The organism is Vibrio sp. IB15 (genome assembly GCF_016406055.1).
GTDB classification, from domain to species: Bacteria; Pseudomonadota; Gammaproteobacteria; order Enterobacterales; family Vibrionaceae; genus Vibrio; species Vibrio chagasii.
Genome location: NZ_JAEFCE010000051.1, coordinates 17,516 through 36,375 on the forward strand (window position 1 = coordinate 17,516; position 18,860 = coordinate 36,375).

Here is an 18,860-nt window from a genome sequence, read left to right on the forward strand (position 1 = left end):
CCCACCTAGAATCTAAGAAACGCTTCAACTTAATTACAATTCTGACATTTAAACCATTCACTTCTTAACCGCTTCCGAGTAACGTAAGCCTTACTATGCTCAACCAGTTTCATAACCATAACTAAACTAAGGACAAATCCATGTCACACGTTACCTTCAAAGGCGCTGCTGTACCGCTATCTGGCACATTCCCACAAACTGGCGAGCAGGCACCAAGCTTTGCACTAACTGCAGGCGATCTTTCTGAACTGACTCTAGCTTCTCTCTCAGGCAAGAAAGTGGTTCTAAACATCTTCCCAAGCATCGACACAGCAACTTGTGCAACGAGCGTACGTACGTTCAACGCAAGAGCGGCTGAACTTGAGAACACAGTTGTTGTTTGTATTTCTGCTGACCTTCCATTTGCAGCGGGTCGATTCTGTGAGCTTGAAGGCATTAAAGGCGTTCAACACGCTTCAACTTTCCGTTCACCTGAGTTCGCATCAGACTACGGCGTAGCAATTGCTGAAGGCCCACTAGCAGGCCTGACAACACGTGCGGTTGTTGTTGTTGATGAAAAAGGTGTGGTAACACACAGCGAGTTGGTTGCAGAGATCACTGAAGAGCCAAACTACGAAGCGGCACTTGCAGCACTGTAAACTCTCTTCTAGTCAGTCATGTATTGTGATCGCTTAAAGCAATACGCAATAAAAAAGAGCAGCCATTGGCTGCTCTTTTTGTTTTCAATAATGAACGGTTATTAGATGTCGAAGTAACAAGTTAAAGCTGCTCTAAACGCGCATAAGCCGTTACTAACCACTTAATGCCTTCACCGTTAAACGCTACTTGCACTCGGCTCTGAGGACCACTTCCTTCGAAGTTGATAATCGTACCTTCACCAAACTTAGGGTGCTTCACGCGAGAACCTAAGCTAAAGCCTGTCTCATTGAAGTTCTCTTTGACTGCAGTTTGGCTAAAGCGACCACTGCTCGCAGGGCGACTAACCTGCGCTTTCATACGAACTTCATCCAAACAGGTTTCTGGCAACTCACGAATAAAGCGTGATGGTTTGTGGTATTTGTCTTGCCCGTACAAGCGACGCATCTCAGCGTAAGTGATGTACAGCTTCTCCATCGCACGAGTCATGCCTACGTAACATAGGCGACGCTCTTCTTCCAAGCGCCCCGCTTCTTCAGCAGACATCTGGCTTGGGAACATGCCTTCTTCGACACCCACCATGAATACCATTGGGAACTCTAGACCTTTAGCACTGTGTAGAGTCATAAGCTGAACCGCATCATCAAACTCATCAGCCTGACCTTCACCCGCTTCCAAAGCCGCGTGCGTTAAGAATGCTGTTAGCATGCTCATCTCATCGGCTTCTTCTGGCTTCTCGAACTGACGAGTTGCCGTTACCAATTCTTCCAAGTTCTCAATACGCGCTTTCGATTTCTCGCCTTTCTCTTGCTCGTACATCGCAAATAGACCTGAAGATTTAATCACATGGTCAGTTTGCTCATGTAAATTCAGCTCTAACGTGTCGTCTTCAAGGGCATTAATTAACTCGATAAAGCGGCTTAAGGCACCCGCTGCACGACCTGGCAGTACTTGTTCTTCCAACAAAGCGATACTCGCTTGCCACATCGTCGCACCACGGTCACGCGCTGCAAATCGAATCGTCTCTAGAGTCTTGTCACCCAAGCCACGTGTTGGCGTATTAACCACACGTTCAAAAGCGGCATCATCGTTACGGTTACCCATTAAACGCAGGTAGCTCAATGCATCTTTGATCTCCTGACGTTCGAAGAATCGCATACCACCGTAGATTCGGTATGGTAAGCCTGCTTGAATTAGCGCTTCTTCAAGAACACGAGATTGGGCGTTGTTACGATAAAGCATCGCTGTATCTTCGAGTGCACCACCTTTCTCTTGCCACTCTTTAATCTTACTTACCGTGAAGCGGGCTTCATCCAGCTCGTTGTAAGCTGAGTAGACGGAGATTGGCTCACCATCGTTACCATCGGTCCACAACTCTTTACCCATTCGCTCAGTGTTGTTTGAAATAAGCTCGTTCGATGCTTGCAAGATGGTTTTGGTCGAACGATAGTTTTGCTCTAATCGAATGGTTGAAGCGCCCGGGAACTCGTCCAAGAACTTCTGAATATTCTCGATTTTTGCACCACGCCAGCCATAGATAGATTGATCATCATCACCTACGATCATCACTCGACAATCAGGGCCAGCCATCATACGCAGCCAAGCATATTGGATGTTGTTGGTATCTTGGAATTCGTCGACCAAAATATGCTTAAAGCGCGCTTGGTAGTGCTCACGAATGTGTTTCTTGTCGCGCAATAGCTCGTGTGATCTCAGCAAAATCTCCGCGAAGTCCACCAATCCAGCACGGTCACACGCTTCTTGATAAGCCGAGTAAATCTTTAACCATGTTTGAGTTACTGGATCATGGTAGGCATCAATGTGGTTCGGGCGCAGGCCTTCATCTTTCTTGCCGTTGATCCACCACGAAGCTTGCTTAGCAGGCCACTGCTTTTCATCGAGGTTTTGTGCTTTGATTAAGCGGCGTAATAGACGAATCTGATCATCGGAATCAATGATCTGGAAGTCTTCTGGCAATTTTGCATCTAGGTAGTGAGCACGCAGAATACGGTGACAAATACCATGGAAGGTACCGTTCCACATGCCTGACGAGCTGCCCATCATCAACTCTTCAATACGACCACGCATCTCTGCCGCCGCTTTATTGGTGAAGGTTACTGACATTATAGAGAACGGGGATGCTTGCTCGACACTCTGCAGCCAAGCGATACGATGCACCAAAACTCGCGTTTTACCACTACCAGCACCAGCCAGAATAAGTAGGTTTTCTAAAGGTGCTGCGACCGCCTCACGTTGTTTGTCGTTTAGGCCATCGAGTAAAAGCGAAGGATCTATCATTGGATATGCTCACTACTGGGTATTTATACATAAAAGTTGATTATAACCTAAACACTAGGCTGCGTTTAGAATATTAAGAAGAAAAAACCATCAAAAAATAACATCACCTAATCAAACACTTAATAGCTAAATTATCACTTATTTTGATAATTATTATAATACTGTGAAATTATTTTCGGGTTGTTCCTATCCCTTTTAGTAAGCAAGTTAACAACTCATTAACCTGCGATGTGTAAATACTATTAAGTCTAGAGGGAATGACTATGAAAAATTCTAATCTTGCTGTTACAGCTGCAATCACAAGTGTACTAGCGTTTGGCGGTGCCGTTCTTACATCAGCACCTGCGGAAGCAGCAGCGAAAGAAAAATGCTATGGCGTATCAAAAGCTGGCCAAAATGACTGTGCAACTAAAACAAGTTCATGTGCTAGTACAGCAAAAGAAGACAACCAATCCGATGCATTCGTGGTTGTTCCTAAAGGGCTATGTGGCAAGTTAACTGGTGGTAGCACTCAATCATCATAGTGCCTGAGGGCATAACTGAACCACTCAGTATGGTGAGCTGAATACCAGCTCACCTCCACTACCCATTAGGAGAATCGTTGTGACTCAAACTCTTCACCCCAATGCAGGGGTTGGCCTTAGAACACCGCACTTAGATTTCTTCAGCCAGAATTCTGATTTGGTAAGTTGGTTAGAGGTTCACAGCGAAAACTACTTCTTACCCCATTCTTCACAGCGCCAACAACTCCGAGAGATTCGTAATCATCACCACATAAGCTGTCATGGTGTAGGGTTGTCTCTTGGTTCTGTTGAACGAATCAACCAACAGCACTTACTGCAACTCAAAACACTTATTGATGATATCGAACCTTTCTTGGTTTCTGATCATTTGAGTTGGAGCCAAACTGGCGGTCACTACTTCAATGACCTGCTACCACTACCTTATACCGAAGAAGCGTTGGACGTCTTCTGCCGTAACGTCATCGAGGTTCAAGACAGTTTGCAACGTCCTATGTTAATTGAGAATCCATCAAGCTACCTTGCCTTCAAGCACTCAACGATTCCAGAATGGGAGTTTTTGGCTGAGGTACAAAAGCGTACCGAGTGTCGCCTACTGCTCGATTTCAATAATATTTTCGTCTCATCGTTTAATCATGGCTTTAGCTGTGAAGAGTATCTAAATGGCATACCAGCCAACCAAGTGGAAGAGATTCACTTGGCAGGTTTTACCAAAAAGAAGCTCGAGTAAGGTGAGATTTGGATAGACACGCACAGCAAACCGGTCTGTGATGAAGTGTGGCAACTTTACACTCAGTGGATAGAGCAACATGGCTCTCGCTATACCTTGATTGAGTGGGATTTAGATATTCCAGAGCCACAAATTCTATTGGCAGAGGCTGCCAAAGCCAGTGAAAAGCTGTATCAACATGACAATCAAAGGAGTCGCGCCTCATGAGCTACTCCCTAGCGGATGTTCAATCCGAGTTTGCGAATGCCCTGCGCTATCAAAATGACGGTGAGCACTGCGACATCGTGAGCGATCATTTTAGCGATCAGCAACGCATTCAAATTTACCGCAATAACTTTGTTATTAGCTTAAGCGAAGTTCTCGCTGCGACTTACCCACTGACTGAGGTGTTAGTTGGTGAAGAGTGCTTCCAACAAATGGCGCGTCAACATGTTCTTAGTTATCCATCGACCTCTGGAGATGTCAGTGGTTATGGCGAGCACTTCGAACAAACCATACAAGCCTTTCCTTCAGTTGTAGAGGCTGCACCTTACCTTAGTGAAGTGGCACGCTATGAATGGCAAAAGGACAGTTTAGCGAGACTCGCATGTGCAACTCCCCCGCATCAACAGCCACTCTCCTGTTTAGCTTCCGTGCCACAAGAGCGGCAAGGCGCCTTGGTTTTCCACATCAAGGGTTCGATAACGCTATTCGATTCTTACTATGCCGTAATAGCGCTTGAACACGCTATCGACCAACAGCAACTGGAAGGGTTAGACATCAATCGCGCAGAGCTTGGAATAATAATCCGAGCCGAGAATTCACAGCTCGAAAGCCACAGCCTAACCAAGGAGTGCCACCAACTGCTCATTGAGCTTCAATCTGGTAAAGCGCTCGGAGAAGTAACGCCTTCGCTACTGCAACATCTGAATGCTGTCATGGCGCTCAACGTCATCTCAGGTTTTTCAATCAATGATGAATTGGAGACATAATATGGATAACAACACAGTCACAAACATGATGGCTCAATACGACAATTTGATTGAGAAATCTCAGGCACTTTTCGTCCCAGTGCTGCTTCTTTTCTGTCGCCTTTGGGTGGCGTGGGTATTCTTCAACTCTGGGCTGACCAAGATAGCGACCTGGGATAGCACCCTCTACTTGTTCGAATTGGAATATCAGGTGCCTCTATTACCGTGGGAATTAGCGGCCTATATGGGAACAGCTGCTGAATTAATCCTACCGGTATTCTTAGCGCTTGGTTTGTTAACACGCCCGATGGCCGCCGCACTTTTTGTTTTCAACATTATTGCTGTCGTGTCTTACCCAGTACTGTGGGACCAAGGCTTCTACGACCATCAACTTTGGGGATTGATGATTCTTATCGTCATCGTATGGGGTGCTGGACCGTTTTCATTAGATAGAGTTTTGAAAGCGCAATTCAGAGGCTAACTAAAAGATCGATAACCCCAAACGCAAAAAACCACTCAATTGAGTGGTTTCTTTTTTAACTGGGGTAAGCTTACTTTTCTAGAAAAGCCTGAAGCTCTTCAGCCGAGATGCCTTGCTCTGCTAGCTCTTTTGCTAATAGCTGAACTTGCTCACCTTTACGAGACTCTACCACACGCTGAAATTGGTAGATGATATCTCGTAAAGTATCGATTGGAACTTGTTTTGCCGCACTGCGAATACGCTCTTCACTTTGGTTCCCTAGCTCTTTAAGCAATTTACCAAACATAACCTTTTCAGGTGCATCTTCCATTTGTTCTAAGACGCGCGCCATTTCATAGGTTGTTAATGACATTACAGTATTTTTCCGTTGGGGACTTACGTTTCAATATATGACCAATATACCATGTTTTAACATTTCGCAAACCGCCATTTGTATATTTTGCTACCCTTATTGCTTATGCTTTTGCAAATGTTGCATGCCATGACTTGCCTGCCTTACTAAATAAGATTAACAATGCTGGAGCAAAGAAGAATGTTTGTAATGCAAATATCTCTTGGGAATTTAAATCAAGACGCTGCACTGTACCAACAAGTAGTCCAGAACCACTCATTTGAAACAAACCAATCAAAGCTGATGCAGTCCCTGCACGATCACCGAATGGCTCCAATGCTTTTCCCGCAGATGTACCTAGAACCCAAGCGAAGCCAACAGATGACAGGAAGATAGGAAACATGAAAGCAATCGGGCTATTTTGTCGAGCAAGTAGCAACATTATCACACCCGCTAGACCGAGCATTAAAATACCGATAACAAGAGTTTTATAAGTCCCAAAACGGTCCATAAATTTTGGTGCGGTAAACGCAGCGGCAATATTGAATACCGCGTTAAAACTGAACCAAAAAGTAAATTCCTTCATAGTCAAACCGAGGTTTTCCATCAATACAACCGGTGCTGAGGTTACATAAGCGAGGATCACAGCCATCGCCATCAAACACAAAGTGGCGTGAAAAAGGAATGAAGGTGTTTTCAATATAGACCAGTAGCGCTCTAGTTTGAACACCGCTACCTTTTCCATCGCCGGGTTCGATTCTTTCATTCGGAAGAATAAGATAGTACCGACAACGACAGCGAAGCCTGTCATAAAGCTAAAGTTCGAACGCCAGCCAAATTGATGAGTTAACCAAGCGCCAAGAATCGGTGCCAATGCAGGAATAAAGCAAATAGCGCCATTAAGGTAGCTGATCATTCGGCCACTCTTCTCTGGACCAAATAGATCGCGAACCGTTGCAAAGGCTGCCACAGAAGTCGCACAAGCTCCTAAGCCTTGTAGCAGCCGAGCTATTAGCATCATATCAATCGATTGAGCTGCCCACGCCAAGCAAGCACTCAATGCATAGATACTAACACCTCCCAATGCAACGGTTCGACGTCCTAGCTTATCCGCCAAAGGGCCGGCAAATAGTTGGCCGACACCCATAGCAAACAAAAACCAAGTGATCGTATCTTGTGCTAATGCATGTTCCACGTGAAACGCTGTCGAAATCTGTGGCAGAGCTGGCAGGTAGATATCAATAGCCAAAGGGCTAAAAAGAACCAGCATTGCCAATAAAGCAACCTGCAGTTTACTAGGGGTTGGAAGCGCGTTAGAAGGCACAAGATTCTCCGGATGAGTTAATTTAGGTGCATAATAACCAACTAAAGATATGAACAAAAATGGCATATAATCATTAGCATTATTCCAATAAGGAAACTCACATGAATATCGAGAAACTATCGCGCCTCGACCTCAATCTACTAGTTTGCTTGCAGGTGCTAATGGAAGAGCAGAGTGTTACACGCACTGCACATCGATTGTGCCTGAGCCAGTCAGCAGTGAGTAAATCATTGGCCAAACTTCGCGAACAATTTAATGACCCTCTTTTTACGCGAAGTGCACACGGCCTACGCCCGACACCAAAAGCAGTGTTCCTTAAGCCACGGTTGGAAACACTGATCAATCAACTTGATGTGCTTACCCAACCGGAGACATTCATTCCCAACAACAGTGACCACAGTTTTCACATTGCAGCGGTTGAAAGTGTCTACCCGTTGATTCTTCCTCACTTCTTACCTGCGATTTTTCGCCAAGCACCGAAGGTAAATATCAACACTCACGCTTGGACGGAGCAAACCTTTAAGAAATTACAGCTTGGTGAACTCGATATCGGCCTCACGGGTAAAGACATCGACATCAACGACGCGCGTTTAACCATGTTGCCGCCAGATGATATTTGCGAACAAGAGATCTACCGAGATGCACAGATGTGTGTATTGAGACGCAACCACCCTGCTCTGAGTGGTCAATGGGATCTGGAAACCTATCTGGCACAACGTCATGTTCAAGTAAGGTGTGATGGTAATGATCGTTGGTTACTCGACTACAAACTTGCCGACCTTGGTCATCAACGTGATATCGCTATTTCTGTTCCCGACTTCAACAGTGCCGCAAGCCTGTGTACCTACACCGACTTTGTATTTACCGCACCAAGCCACTTCACTCATCTGGTTGCGAAGCAGCTCGACTTAGTGGTTGTGCCTCTGCCAATGGAATTTCCACCAATGGCTTACACTCTGTTTTGGCACCGTGATAGAGAAAACGACCCAGCCTTAACTTGGTTGCGAGATATCATCAAAGAAAAAACTCTGCACCTCAGATAAAAATGGCGTACAGCGTTTGCAGCAAACGAACAAAAGCGCTAGCTTATTGACCTAATAAGTCCCCTCACAGGTATATCGGCTGTGAGTGTTAACAAGGACCCTAACAATAAGGATAAACACAGATGCACAATATCACTGCGGAACGCGTTACTGCGGTTCGAGCTTGGCTTGAAGCAAACCACTTAGATGCTGTTATCATTCCACATGAAGACGAGTACCTAGGTGAATACGTTCCAGCTCACAACGAGCGACTTCACTGGCTAACCGGTTTCACTGGCTCTGCAGGTGCGGCTGTTATCACTCGCGAAAACGCGGCTATTTTTGTTGATGGTCGCTATACCGTCCAGGTTCGTAAACAAGTACCTGGTGAGCTATTTGAGTATCGCCACCTTATTGAAGAACCGGCTTTAGATTGGATCATCAATTCACTAGCGCAAGGCAGTAAAGTTGCATTCGACCCACGCATGCATACGGCGGCTTGGCTGAAAGGCGCTCAAGCTAAACTGGCAGAGAAAGTTGAACTAACAACACTATCTTCGAATTCAATTGATGAACTTTGGTCTGATCGTCCTGAGCCTGTAGTATCTGATGTTCGCCTAATGACAACCGACGCCGTAGGCCAATCAAGTGAAAGCAAACGCGCAGAAATTGCAAGCCTACTAAAAGCCAAAGGCGCTGATGCCGCTATCCTTACTGAGCTGGATTCAATCTGCTGGTTACTCAACATTCGTGGTTTAGACGTATCTCGTCTGCCGGTTGTGTTATCTAATGCAATCATTCACGCCGATGAAAGTGTCGATTTCTTCTTAGACCCAGTTCGTATCCCTGCAGGCTTTGAAGCGCACGTTGGTAATGGTATTCGTGTTTCTCACCCATCTGAGCTTGAAGCCCGCCTTCAATCTTTAGAAGGTAAGAATGTGTCTGTTGATTCAGGCACAAGCAATGCTTGGTACACGCTTGTTCTCCAAAACGCCGGTGCTCATATCATTGAAGCAGCCGACCCATGCCTAATGCCAAAAGCCGCGAAGAACGAAACAGAAATTGCCGGCATGAAAGCGTGTCACATCCGTGATGGCGTGGCGATGGCAAAATTCCTATCTTGGATTGATGCAGAAGTGGCGCAAGGTAATCTGCACAACGAAGCGGTACTAGCAGACAAAGTACAGTCATTCCGTGAGCAAGATCCAACCCTAATGGACCTAAGTTTCGACACAATTTCAGCGGCAGGCGGAAACGCAGCCATGTGTCACTACAACCATGAGAACCAGCCTGAGCCGGGTCAGCTAGAGATGAACACTCTGTACCTAGTCGATTCAGGCGGTCAATACCTAGATGGCACAACCGACATCACACGTACTATCGCAATTGGCCAACCAAGCGAAGAAATGATTCAACAGTTCACTCTTGCACTTAAGGGCCACATCGGTATTGCACGCGCTCGCTTCCCACAAGATACTCGTGGTTTCCAACTGGATATCCTAGCGCGCCAGCACTTATGGGCAGAAGGCTTCGACTATGACCACGGTACTGGTCACGGCGTTGGCCACTTCCTAAGTGTTCATGAAGGTCCGCAAAGCATCTCTAAGAAGCTAATCGATGTCCCTCTTGTTGAAGGTATGGTGTTATCAAATGAGCCGGGTTACTACCGTGCCGATGAATTTGGTATCCGTATCGAAAACTTAGAGCTGGTTGTTGAGCTTCCAACTCAAGGTGACTTCTCAGTGCTAACATTTGAGTCGCTAACACGTTGCCCTATCGACAAGCGCAACATCAACGTCGATCTACTGACACGCCCGGAACTTGCATGGCTAAACGATTACCACCAAAAGGTGTGGAACGATGTTAGCCCACTAGTTGAAGGTGATACGTTAGAGTGGCTACGCCAAGCAACAACGCCACTAGCTCACGCTTAATGCCTAAATAGATAGGTAACTTAGTCAAACCAGTTTAGCTAAGTTAGATACGAAAACGGCTACCTAAAGGTAGCCGTTTTTATTTGTCGCTTTCACATCACTGATGTTTCACGTGGAACATCAGCCAAGCTGCAAGTTAGCCTGAGTAAGCGCTATGCCAATCTCGCCATACCGGGTCAAACCCACGTTGACGAATCATAGCCTCGACATCAGCTGCGCTTCTTTCATCACTTATCTCGAACTGCTCAAGCTCTTCCTCACCTGAAGCATAACCACCAGGTTGAGTTTTTGACGCGGCAGACATGCTAGTGATACCTAACGGCAACACGTTATCGCGGAACGTTGCTGACTCACGAGTCGAAAGAGACAACTCAACTTCAGGGTTTAATAAGCGATAGGCACAGATAAGTTGTACCAACTGCTTATCACTCATAATAGATTTAGGCTGCAAACCACCCTCACACGGACGAAGACGTGGGAATGAAATCGAGTAACGTGTTTGCCAATAAGTACGCTCAAGATAATCTAAGTGAGCGGCCACGAAGAAACAGTCGGTACGCCAATCTTCCAAACCAATCAAAGCACCAATACCTATCTTATCAATACCCGCTTTTGCCAAACGATCAGGCGTTTCGAGCCGGTATTCAAAATCCATTTTATTGCCACGCAAGTGGTGTTCCGCGTAGGTACTTGGGCTATAGGTTTCTTGGTAAACCATCACCGCATCTAATCCGAGAGTTTTAAGCTCTGCGTAGTCATCTTGATCAAGCGGCTGCACTTCCATCGCAAGATGGTTAAATTGTGCCTTAATATTCGGTAGCACTTCACGGAAGTACTTCATCCCGACCTTGGTTTCATGTTCACCAGTCACCAACAGTACACTATCAAACTTCATCTTTTTGATAGCGGCACTTTCAGCATCGATTTCATCCAAAGTAAGTGTGCGACGCTTAATACGGTTCTCCATTGAGAAGCCACAATACGTGCACGCATTCGCACATAGGTTTGAAAGGTACAATGGAATATACAACGACATTGTATTGCCGAATCGCTTGCGTGTGAGTGCCAACGATTGTTGCGCCATCTGCTCTAAGTAAGGTTCTGCCGCTGGAGAGATCAAAGCCTTAAAGTCTTCTAAGTCGCGTTTGGGTTTACTCAGAGCACGTTCAACATCCTCTGCCGTTTTACTGAAGATCGACATACCAATGTCATCCCAGTTGAGTTGTTTAAATCGATCAACAAACGTCATGGCAATACTACTCGTCTAGGAATGAGGTTAACGGGCTGGAAGCAACCGCATGAGATACCTGACCAGCGAGACCTGCAAGGTAAGCCATACGCCCCGCTTCCACTGCCAACTTAAAGGCAATCGCCATTTCAACTGGCTGTTGAGAAGCAGCAATCGCAGTATTAACTAACACAGCGTCAGCACCCATCTCCATTGCACGCGCCGCATGTGATGGAGCACCAATACCCGCATCTACAATCACAGGGACGTTCGCTTGGTCGATAATAATCTCTAAAAAGTCCGCCGAAGCGATACCTTTGTTCGACCCAATCGGCGCACCTAACGGCATAACCGCAGCACAACCCACCTCTTCCAATCGTTTACACAACACTGGGTCAGCATGACAGTATGGCAACACAACAAAGCCATCTTTAACCAGTTGCTCAGCCGCTTTTAATGTCTCAATTGGGTCTGGCATCAAGTACTTTGGATCTGGGTGAATTTCCAGTTTGAGCCAATTTGTGCCTAGAGCTTCGCGAGCCAAGTGCGCAGCAAAGATGGCATCCTTCGCGTTCTTAGCCCCAGAGGTATTCGGAAGTAGATTTACGCCGGCATCAATAATGGGCTGTAAAATATCGTCTTGCTCAGAACGAATATCGACTCTCTTCAGTGCCATGGTTGCCAGTTGAGAACCTGAAGCTTCGATAGCACTCGCCATCAAATGCTTGTTGGCGAACTTGCCTGTGCCAGTGAACAGACGTGATTGGAATGTTTTATCTGCGATGGTTAACATGGTTAGCCCCCTGCAATAGCTTGAAAAAGAGAGATAGAATCGCCTTCATTGACGATGGTTTGTTGCCACTGGCTACGCGGGACAACCGTGTTATTGATAGCGAATACACACCCTAAGTCAGGTAGCGAAAGCGAATGAATAATATCTGCAAGAGAAGATGATTGCGCGACCTGCTCTGGTTGCTCGTTTATTGAAATAGTGATGTTGCTCATAGTGCTTCTTCTTCTAAATTATTGGTCACTGACGAATTGCACACCGGACATTCGATATCTTGCGTGACCATTAGGTTTTGCCAGTTCATAGTCTTACCGTCGAACAGCTTGAGCTGATGTGTCGCCACTTGAAACTCGCCACTGCTAATGTGCTGAATAGCAGCAAGAGCTTGGAGGTTTCCTATAGTCCCGACGACAGGCCCAATGATGCCACTATCACTACAACGCATTGTTTGTGGATGGTGGTCAAACGGGAAAAGACAGTGGTAACAGCCCTGCTGGTTTTGATAATCGAAGACAATAAATTGACCTTTCCAACCAATTGCGGAGCCTGATATCAATGGTGTGTTAGCCTCAAAACACGCTTGGTTAACTTGCTGGCGTGTGGCGAAGTTGTCGGTACAGTCCAACACAACATCAGCTAGCATCACTTCAAGCTTTAACTGGCTTTCGGCCATTCGCTTGTTGATGGTCCTAACTTGGCTTCTACCATTTAACTCACTCAGTTGCAGTTTCAATGCATCGACTTTAGCTGTACCAAGATCGCTTTCTTTGAACGCGACCTGTCGTTGTAGATTGGATGAGCCGACACAATCATCATCAACCAACACGATTTTTCCGATGCCAGACGCTGCTAGATAAAGAGTCGCAGCATTCCCCAAACCACCACAACCAATAACTAACACATGACCGTTTAGTAGATTTCGTTGTCCTTGTTCACCAATTTCAGGCAGTGCGATTTGGCGCTGATAGCGTACAAATTCAAAGTCACTCAGCATGGCTTAACTCCTGACGAACCTCTTCAGTAAAGGTTGAAGAGTTGCCATTCATAAGAGCTTCGAAAAACTCAATAACCGCTTTGGGATCTTCCGCCAACGTAATTGCACGCACTACCGCGAGGCTCGAGACACCACAATCCCATACCTGCTCTGCCGTCGATTGGTCAATCCCACCAATAGCCACGGTCGGATAACCGACAAGCACTTCACTGTATGGAATGGTATCGATAAGCTGCTGGTAAAGAGCTAAACGCACTAGACCTTGCGGCTTTGATGGCATCTGTTTTGTGGTTGTTGGGAAGATATGTCCTAACGCGATGTAACTTGGGTTGATTTGAACGATGCGTAACAACTCATAGTATCCATGTGTCGATAGGCCGATCTTAATACCCGCTTGGCTCAGTTGGGAAAGGTTCGATTCTTCAATATCCTCTTGTCCCAAGTGAACACCAAAAGCGCCATGTTTGAGTGCAAGTTGCCAATAGTCATTGATAAAAACCTGAGCGTTATGTTCTCGACCAAGTTCGATCGATCGTGCGACTTGTTGCTCTAAGTCAGCTTGCTGAGGGTTCTTGATTCGCAGTTGTACCGTATTGATTCCAAGCTTAAGGAGCCTTTCAATCCAATCAACATCATCGACAACTGGGTAAAGCCCGAGGCTTTTCTTAGTCAAATCAGGGAATGAAAGTGACGTTCCTTGATGGGCCCAGCCAACACTAATGCCTAAACTCTTGTCTTCTAAAACCGGAGTTGGAAACCCTTGGTAGTGGCTTGGCCATGTTCCACGTGAAACATTAGACGCAGCGCGTGCGAGAACCAGTGCGTCTTCTAATGGAAAATCTAGAGCCAATAACATTAGTAACCACGCAAAGTGATGGCGGCTATCTATGGCTTGATGATCGGGGTTAATACTTTTAATAGCTCGATTAGCGTTTAAGTGTGACCAAATATCTAACACGGCAGCGTCATTGGTTACACCAACGTATATCGTATTAGGGTATTGCGCTAAAGCATCGCGAACATCTGCCAGCGATAACGGCTCGTCATAAATCACAATATGGTCAAGTGAGCCTAGCTGCTCCGCTTCAACTGATGCGACATCAGAAGCAAAGCCAATAGTAAGTGAGTGTTGAGAATCAACGATAGAGAAGTATTGAGTTGGGCTGACACCCAACTCAACTGCATCAGTTGCTAAGCCTTGTCGCTTAGCAACCAATAGACAGTGTTGAACCTCTCCCGTTAACTCAATATATTGAGATGGGATCAGAATTTTCACTGTCATTATTCCTCTAGTTGAGCTTCTTTCGCACCAACGGCTGGGTGGTAAAGCTCTGAGCCAGTATCACGGAACTCTTGTGATTTTTGACGCATCCCTTCCAGCGGATTGTCTAGCATCTTGATCTCGATAGCCTGATCAGAGGCTACTTGTTCTGTGTCTTTAGCATACTCTCTCACTTCCTGAGAAATCTTCATCGAACAGAATTTAGGTCCACACATAGAACAGAAATGTGCGACCTTACCTGATTCTTGTGGCAAGGTTTCATCATGGAAAGAACGGGCTGTATCAGGGTCTAGTGCTAAGTTAAATTGGTCTTCCCAACGGAATTCAAAGCGCGCTTTTGAAAGCGCATTATCACGGATTTGTGCTCCTGGATGCCCTTTTGCCAAGTCAGCAGCGTGCGCCGCTAGCTTGTAAGTAATCAAGCCAGTCTTAACATCCTCTTTATTTGGCAAGCCTAAGTGCTCTTTTGGGGTCACGTAACAAAGCATCGCACAGCCATACCAACCGATCATCGCGGCACCAATACCAGAGGTGATATGGTCGAAACCAGGGGCAATGTCTGTAGTAAGCGGGCCTAATGTATAGAAAGGCGCTTCATGGCAGTGCTCTAACTGCTCGTCCATGTTCTCTTTAATAAGGTGCATTGGTACATGTCCAGGGCCTTCAATTATCACCTGTACGTCATATTCCCACGCCACTTTCGTCAGTTCACCTAAGGTGCGAAGTTCAGCAAATTGAGCCTCGTCATTGGCATCAGCAATAGAGCCCGGACGCAGGCCATCACCTAATGAAAGTGCTACATCGTACTTCGCACAGATCTCACAAATCTCGCGGAAGTGGGTGTATAGAAAGCTTTCTTGGTGATGAGCAAGACACCATTTAGCAATGATAGAACCGCCACGAGAGACAATTCCGGTAACACGCTTAGCCGTCATAGGGACATAGCGAAGAAGCAAGCCAGCATGAATCGTAAAGTAGTCGACGCCCTGCTCTGCTTGCTCAATTAAGGTGTCACGCATCACTTCCCAGTTAAGGTCTTCAGCAACACCGTTCACTTTCTCAAGTGCTTGGTACATAGGAACAGTACCAATTGGCACTGGGCTATTACGTAGAATCCACTCTCGTGTTTCGTGAATATTTCGACCAGTCGACAAATCCATCACTGTATCGCCGCCCCAGCGGGTTGACCAAACTAACTTCTCAACTTCTTCTTCAATCGAAGAGCTTACAGAAGAGTTACCGATATTGGCGTTCACCTTAACTAAGAAATTTCGGCCAATAATCATAGGTTCTGATTCTGGGTGGTTGATGTTTGAAGGGATAATTGCTCGACCTTCAGCAACCTCTTTACGCACGAACTCAGGGGTAATTTCTTTCGGTAGGTTTGCGCCAAAGTTATGACCAGGGTGTTGGTGGTTCAGTTGCTCATCTGCGAACTTCTGACGCCCCATATTCTCGCGAATCGCAATGTATTCCATCTCAGGGGTAATAATCCCCTTACGAGCATAGTACAACTGAGTCACACATTGATCGTCAGTCGCACGACGAATTCTAGGCAGGTTTCCGTAACGAAGCTCGTCTAAGGTTTCGTCCTCTAGGCGCTCTTTGGTATAAACAGAGCTAACATCATCTAATAGCTCGGTATCACCACGCTCTTCGATCCACTGCTCTCTTAGCTTTGGAAGGCCGTTATAAAGGTCTATCTCGTGCGTTGGGTCGGTATAAACACCAGAGGTGTCATAGATGTGAATAGGTGCATTAGGTTCAAATACAGGCTCTTTTTTGGTACCACCAACAAGGCTATCAGCAAGTGATATCTCTCGAACTGGGACTTGAATGTCCTCTCGAGAACCTTGGATGTAAGCTTTCTTTGAATTTGGATAAGGTTGTACTGATAAAGAATCGATGAAATTCTTCGCTTCCAGTCTTGCTTGTTTACGACTCGACATAGCATTTTTCCTTGGCTTTTAGCCATTATTTATTGGGATAAAAATGCTTGACGGATTGATGCTACAAGAGGGATCACGGTAAGAAATACAGTTGTGATCTGGTGATAGATCTCTAGAGGGATTCTAGTTAGATATCTACTCTTGTTCCCTTCGCAGGTATTAGCCTGATCAGGTTCAACGGATCCCGAGTTAACGGTCTCAGCCATATGGCACTCCGACAAGTACGATCGAGTATATAAAAACGGCTTGGAGAAACCAAGCCGAGTTGTTAACAAATCGTAAGAAAGTTTTAAGACTTTATCAAAAGTTGGAAGCCGATCCATGCGGCTGAAATACTGAGTACTACATTAAGCAGAACATTAAGCCCCATCTTGAAAAATGCGCCTTGCTGCATAAGAAGCACGTTATCCATCGAAAAAGTGGAGAATGTAGTCAAGGCACCAAGGAAGCCCAAGCCAATAATCTGTCTCCAGGGTTCAGTTGCAACCATCTCATTTTCGAACGCGGCGATCAGTAATCCCATAATCAAAGAGCCAATCACGTTAACAGTTAGCGTACCATAAGGAAAACCTCGTCCAAACATCACTACGCATAACTCGGAAATCAGATAACGTGAACAAGCACCAAAAGCGCCACCAATAGCGATAAAACCAAGAATAGATAACTGACCCATGAATCCTCCCTAACAATAATCCCTATATTCTAGCTTTAACGCCGATAAAAGCGAGGGTGGAAACTAAGAATGTATGCGCAAATATTAAACGTTACAGGTGTCACTTAACTTCGATATAACCCATCAGTCCTGTTTTCATATGTTCAATCACATGACAGTGATACATCCAACGTCCGGGGTTATCTGCCACAAATGCTGCTTTAGCTCGACCGTTCTTTCCAAGTAACACAGTATCTGTGTGAAAAGGTTCTTCAATTTTTTTGCCATCTAACTCAAGTACCGTAAACGTATGACCATGAATATGGATTGGATGATGGTATTGAGTAACATTCTTAAGATCGAATATATAGGTTTTGCCTAACTCTAATGTAGCGAGTGGGTCCGGAATATTGTCTTTACTCATTCCTTCCCAGGCTCTTTTATTTGTCAGCCAAAACTTAGGCATGGATTTCCCATCTTTAGAAACCGGCGACACCGCCCCTTCCCACTCAAACACAAAATCGATCTCTTCTGCATTCGCGAGATCTAACTTAGGTACTGGATTCAGAGGCAACAAAGGAAGTGCTTTGCCTTCTATGAGCGTGGAATCTACGACTTCAAATTCACACAAGGAAAAAGGAAAACGTCCCTTCATTTGCAGAACATTCACTCGCTTGCCAGCCTTTGGAGCAATCAGTCCTATGTCAACTCGCATACCTGGACCGATTTTATGTTCAGTCAACTTGTAAGGTGTCTCTACTGGGTTGCCATCTATAGCAATAACCCATGCCTCAGCACCTTCAACAGCGATAGGATAGGTGATTGTATTATCGACATTGGCGATACGAAGCCTAGTCGTTGCGTGTTGCTTTAACTGATAAGTAGGCTCATGTACTCCATTAACACTACTCCACTCTCCTGGAGTGCCCATACGAGCGCTAAGACGCGGGACCATTAAATCTTTCCACTGACCTTGTTTATCGAGATGCCAGTGTTTAAGCATCAAAGCATGCTCTTCATCGAATTGAACTCGATCGCTCTCTTCAACAACAATTAGGCCGACCAAGCCCATACCAAGTTGTTTAACGCTGTTCATGTGCGGGTGATACCAGAACGTACCCGCATCCGGTGGCGTAAACTCATAAACGAACGTTTCACCGGGCATAATTGGTGGCTGACTCAAGAAAGGCACACCGTCCATTTCTATAGGGATTCTTAATCCATGCCAGTGAATTGTGGTTGGCTCTGACAGCTTATTGGTGAAACGGATCGTAACTTTTTCTCCCTGTCGACAACGAATTGTTGGCGCAGGGATCTGACCATTGAACCCCAAAACGTTAGTAGTAAACCCAGGTACAATTTCAGCAGTCGAAGGCTCAGCAGTTAAGTCATAAACATACCCTCCCTTCTCATCAACCGATCGCTTCATAGAACAAGCTGGGAGAACTGTGAGTGCAGATATAGCGAGAGATGATTGAATAAATTTACGACGAGAGATATCCATATTTGCAGCCTTTTAGTAGTAACGACCAAAATGTAACAAAATATTGATAATAATTCTCATAAAGAAATGAAGTTTGTGCTTTGGCTATTAATAAAAGAGGCTGAGATAAGTAAGTACTTACATTCCCTCATCAGAATGAGCGGAACGAGGGAATAATTGACTGGAATTTAGACCGGTAAAAAGCAAAAAGGCTCTAGCATTTCTGCTAGAGCCTTTTAATGTGGCAGGGGTGGA

General features: G+C 45.6%; 17 protein-coding genes, 1 pseudogene and 1 riboswitch. Of the genes and pseudogenes, 7 read left to right on the top strand and 11 right to left on the bottom strand.

Features of this window, described 5'->3' with window-relative positions:
• Window positions 1-140: 140 nt before the first annotated feature.
• Complete coding sequence (gene tpx / locus JC606_RS17420; RefSeq protein WP_198779055.1) at window positions 141-638, top strand: thiol peroxidase; 498 nt, start codon at window positions 141-143, stop codon at window positions 636-638.
• Between the two features lie 121 nt (window positions 639-759).
• On the opposite strand, the gene uvrD is transcribed toward tpx, so the two are convergent.
• A complete protein-coding gene (gene uvrD / locus JC606_RS17425; RefSeq protein WP_198779056.1) occupies window positions 760-2,934 on the bottom strand; it encodes a DNA helicase II in 2,175 nt (724 codons plus the stop codon).
• Window positions 2,935-3,197: 263 nt separating this feature from the next.
• Between uvrD and JC606_RS17430 the strand changes: the two genes are divergently transcribed.
• The 4 genes and pseudogenes from JC606_RS17430 (at window position 3,198) to JC606_RS17445 (ending at window position 5,616) form a co-directional block, all read left to right on the top strand.
• The gene (locus JC606_RS17430) at window positions 3,198-3,458 is read left to right on the top strand and encodes a BufA1 family periplasmic bufferin-type metallophore (protein WP_198779057.1); all 261 of its coding nucleotides are present in this window, start codon (window positions 3,198-3,200) and stop codon (window positions 3,456-3,458) included.
• A gap of 79 nt (window positions 3,459-3,537) precedes the next feature.
• A pseudogene (gene bufB, locus JC606_RS17435) lies at window positions 3,538-4,392 on the top strand (MNIO family bufferin maturase).
• On the top strand, window positions 4,389-5,156 hold the full coding sequence (locus JC606_RS17440) for an HvfC/BufC N-terminal domain-containing protein (RefSeq protein WP_102424780.1): 768 nt from the start codon (window positions 4,389-4,391) through the stop codon (window positions 5,154-5,156). The pseudogene bufB and the gene JC606_RS17440 overlap by 4 nt, the downstream one beginning before the upstream one ends.
• Window position 5,157: 1 nt before the next feature.
• Window positions 5,158-5,616 carry a DoxX family protein gene (locus JC606_RS17445; RefSeq protein ID WP_008221525.1) on the top strand — a complete coding sequence of 153 codons (459 nt, stop codon included), beginning with the start codon at window positions 5,158-5,160 and terminating at the stop codon, window positions 5,614-5,616.
• Between the two features lie 70 nt (window positions 5,617-5,686).
• Here the strand turns inward: JC606_RS17445 and tsrA are convergent, their stop codons facing one another.
• Together tsrA and JC606_RS17455 are read right to left on the bottom strand one after the other, a co-directional pair.
• Entirely contained in the window at window positions 5,687-5,968 is a 282-nt protein-coding gene (gene tsrA / locus JC606_RS17450; RefSeq protein WP_004741210.1) for an H-NS-like global regulator TsrA, read from the bottom strand.
• Window positions 5,969-6,071: 103 nt separating this feature from the next.
• Window positions 6,072-7,271: a multidrug effflux MFS transporter gene (locus JC606_RS17455; protein ID WP_198779058.1), complete on the bottom strand. Its 1,200-nt coding sequence runs from the start codon at window positions 7,269-7,271 to the stop codon at window positions 6,072-6,074.
• Window positions 7,272-7,372: 101 nt separating this feature from the next.
• Between JC606_RS17455 and JC606_RS17460 the strand changes: the two genes are divergently transcribed.
• Both JC606_RS17460 and JC606_RS17465 read left to right on the top strand, forming a co-directional pair.
• The gene (locus tag JC606_RS17460) at window positions 7,373-8,314 is read left to right on the top strand and encodes a LysR substrate-binding domain-containing protein (protein ID WP_102424782.1); all 942 of its coding nucleotides are present in this window, start codon (window positions 7,373-7,375) and stop codon (window positions 8,312-8,314) included.
• Window positions 8,315-8,436: 122 nt separating this feature from the next.
• Complete coding sequence (locus JC606_RS17465; RefSeq protein ID WP_137408771.1) at window positions 8,437-10,227, top strand: aminopeptidase P family protein; 1,791 nt, start codon at window positions 8,437-8,439, stop codon at window positions 10,225-10,227.
• Between the two features lie 136 nt (window positions 10,228-10,363).
• Here JC606_RS17465 and thiH read toward each other — a convergent pair whose 3' ends face one another.
• From thiH to JC606_RS17505, 8 genes are all read right to left on the bottom strand, one after another.
• A complete protein-coding gene (gene thiH / locus JC606_RS17470) occupies window positions 10,364-11,476 on the bottom strand; it encodes a 2-iminoacetate synthase ThiH (RefSeq protein ID WP_198779059.1) in 1,113 nt (370 codons plus the stop codon).
• Between the two features lie 7 nt (window positions 11,477-11,483).
• A complete protein-coding gene (locus JC606_RS17475; RefSeq protein WP_061034301.1) occupies window positions 11,484-12,248 on the bottom strand; it encodes a thiazole synthase in 765 nt (254 codons plus the stop codon).
• 2 nt (window positions 12,249-12,250) lie between these two features.
• Window positions 12,251-12,460 (bottom strand): sulfur carrier protein ThiS, encoded by a 210-nt coding sequence (gene thiS / locus JC606_RS17480; RefSeq protein WP_137408773.1) that lies wholly within the window; start codon window positions 12,458-12,460, stop codon window positions 12,251-12,253.
• Entirely contained in the window at window positions 12,457-13,239 is a 783-nt protein-coding gene (locus JC606_RS17485) for a HesA/MoeB/ThiF family protein (RefSeq protein ID WP_137408774.1), read from the bottom strand. The genes thiS and JC606_RS17485 overlap by 4 nt, the downstream gene beginning before the upstream one ends.
• Window positions 13,229-14,521 (bottom strand): thiamine phosphate synthase, encoded by a 1,293-nt coding sequence (locus JC606_RS17490; RefSeq protein WP_137408775.1) that lies wholly within the window; start codon window positions 14,519-14,521, stop codon window positions 13,229-13,231. Before JC606_RS17490 ends, JC606_RS17485 begins: the two co-directional genes overlap by 11 nt.
• Entirely contained in the window at window positions 14,521-16,470 is a 1,950-nt protein-coding gene (gene thiC / locus JC606_RS17495; protein WP_198779060.1) for a phosphomethylpyrimidine synthase ThiC, read from the bottom strand. The genes JC606_RS17490 and thiC overlap by 1 nt, the downstream gene beginning before the upstream one ends.
• Window positions 16,471-16,598: 128 nt before the next feature.
• Window positions 16,599-16,697, bottom strand: a riboswitch (TPP riboswitch).
• Between the two features lie 62 nt (window positions 16,698-16,759).
• Complete coding sequence (crcB, locus tag JC606_RS17500) at window positions 16,760-17,143, bottom strand: fluoride efflux transporter CrcB (RefSeq protein WP_137408777.1); 384 nt, start codon at window positions 17,141-17,143, stop codon at window positions 16,760-16,762.
• Window positions 17,144-17,243: 100 nt separating this feature from the next.
• On the bottom strand, window positions 17,244-18,626 hold the full coding sequence (locus tag JC606_RS17505) for a multicopper oxidase family protein (protein WP_198779061.1): 1,383 nt from the start codon (window positions 18,624-18,626) through the stop codon (window positions 17,244-17,246).
• Between the last annotated feature and the right edge of the window lie 234 nt (window positions 18,627-18,860).

Coding starts and splice junctions, on each gene's coding strand:
- tpx (WP_198779055.1), top strand. CDS start 141: ATGTCACACGTTACCTTCAAAGGCGCTGCTGTACCGCTATCTGGCACA.
- uvrD (WP_198779056.1), bottom strand. CDS start 2,934: ATGATAGATCCTTCGCTTTTACTCGATGGCCTAAACGACAAACAACGT.
- JC606_RS17430 (WP_198779057.1), top strand. CDS start 3,198: ATGAAAAATTCTAATCTTGCTGTTACAGCTGCAATCACAAGTGTACTA.
- JC606_RS17440 (WP_102424780.1), top strand. CDS start 4,389: ATGAGCTACTCCCTAGCGGATGTTCAATCCGAGTTTGCGAATGCCCTG.
- JC606_RS17445 (WP_008221525.1), top strand. CDS start 5,158: ATGGATAACAACACAGTCACAAACATGATGGCTCAATACGACAATTTG.
- tsrA (WP_004741210.1), bottom strand. CDS start 5,968: ATGTCATTAACAACCTATGAAATGGCGCGCGTCTTAGAACAAATGGAA.
- JC606_RS17460 (WP_102424782.1), top strand. CDS start 7,373: ATGAATATCGAGAAACTATCGCGCCTCGACCTCAATCTACTAGTTTGC.
- JC606_RS17465 (WP_137408771.1), top strand. CDS start 8,437: ATGCACAATATCACTGCGGAACGCGTTACTGCGGTTCGAGCTTGGCTT.
- thiH (WP_198779059.1), bottom strand. CDS start 11,476: ATGACGTTTGTTGATCGATTTAAACAACTCAACTGGGATGACATTGGT.
- JC606_RS17475 (WP_061034301.1), bottom strand. CDS start 12,248: ATGTTAACCATCGCAGATAAAACATTCCAATCACGTCTGTTCACTGGC.
- thiS (WP_137408773.1), bottom strand. CDS start 12,460: ATGAGCAACATCACTATTTCAATAAACGAGCAACCAGAGCAGGTCGCG.
- JC606_RS17485 (WP_137408774.1), bottom strand. CDS start 13,239: ATGCTGAGTGACTTTGAATTTGTACGCTATCAGCGCCAAATCGCACTG.
- JC606_RS17490 (WP_137408775.1), bottom strand. CDS start 14,521: ATGACAGTGAAAATTCTGATCCCATCTCAATATATTGAGTTAACGGGA.
- thiC (WP_198779060.1), bottom strand. CDS start 16,470: ATGTCGAGTCGTAAACAAGCAAGACTGGAAGCGAAGAATTTCATCGAT.
- crcB (WP_137408777.1), bottom strand. CDS start 17,143: ATGGGTCAGTTATCTATTCTTGGTTTTATCGCTATTGGTGGCGCTTTT.
- JC606_RS17505 (WP_198779061.1), bottom strand. CDS start 18,626: ATGGATATCTCTCGTCGTAAATTTATTCAATCATCTCTCGCTATATCT.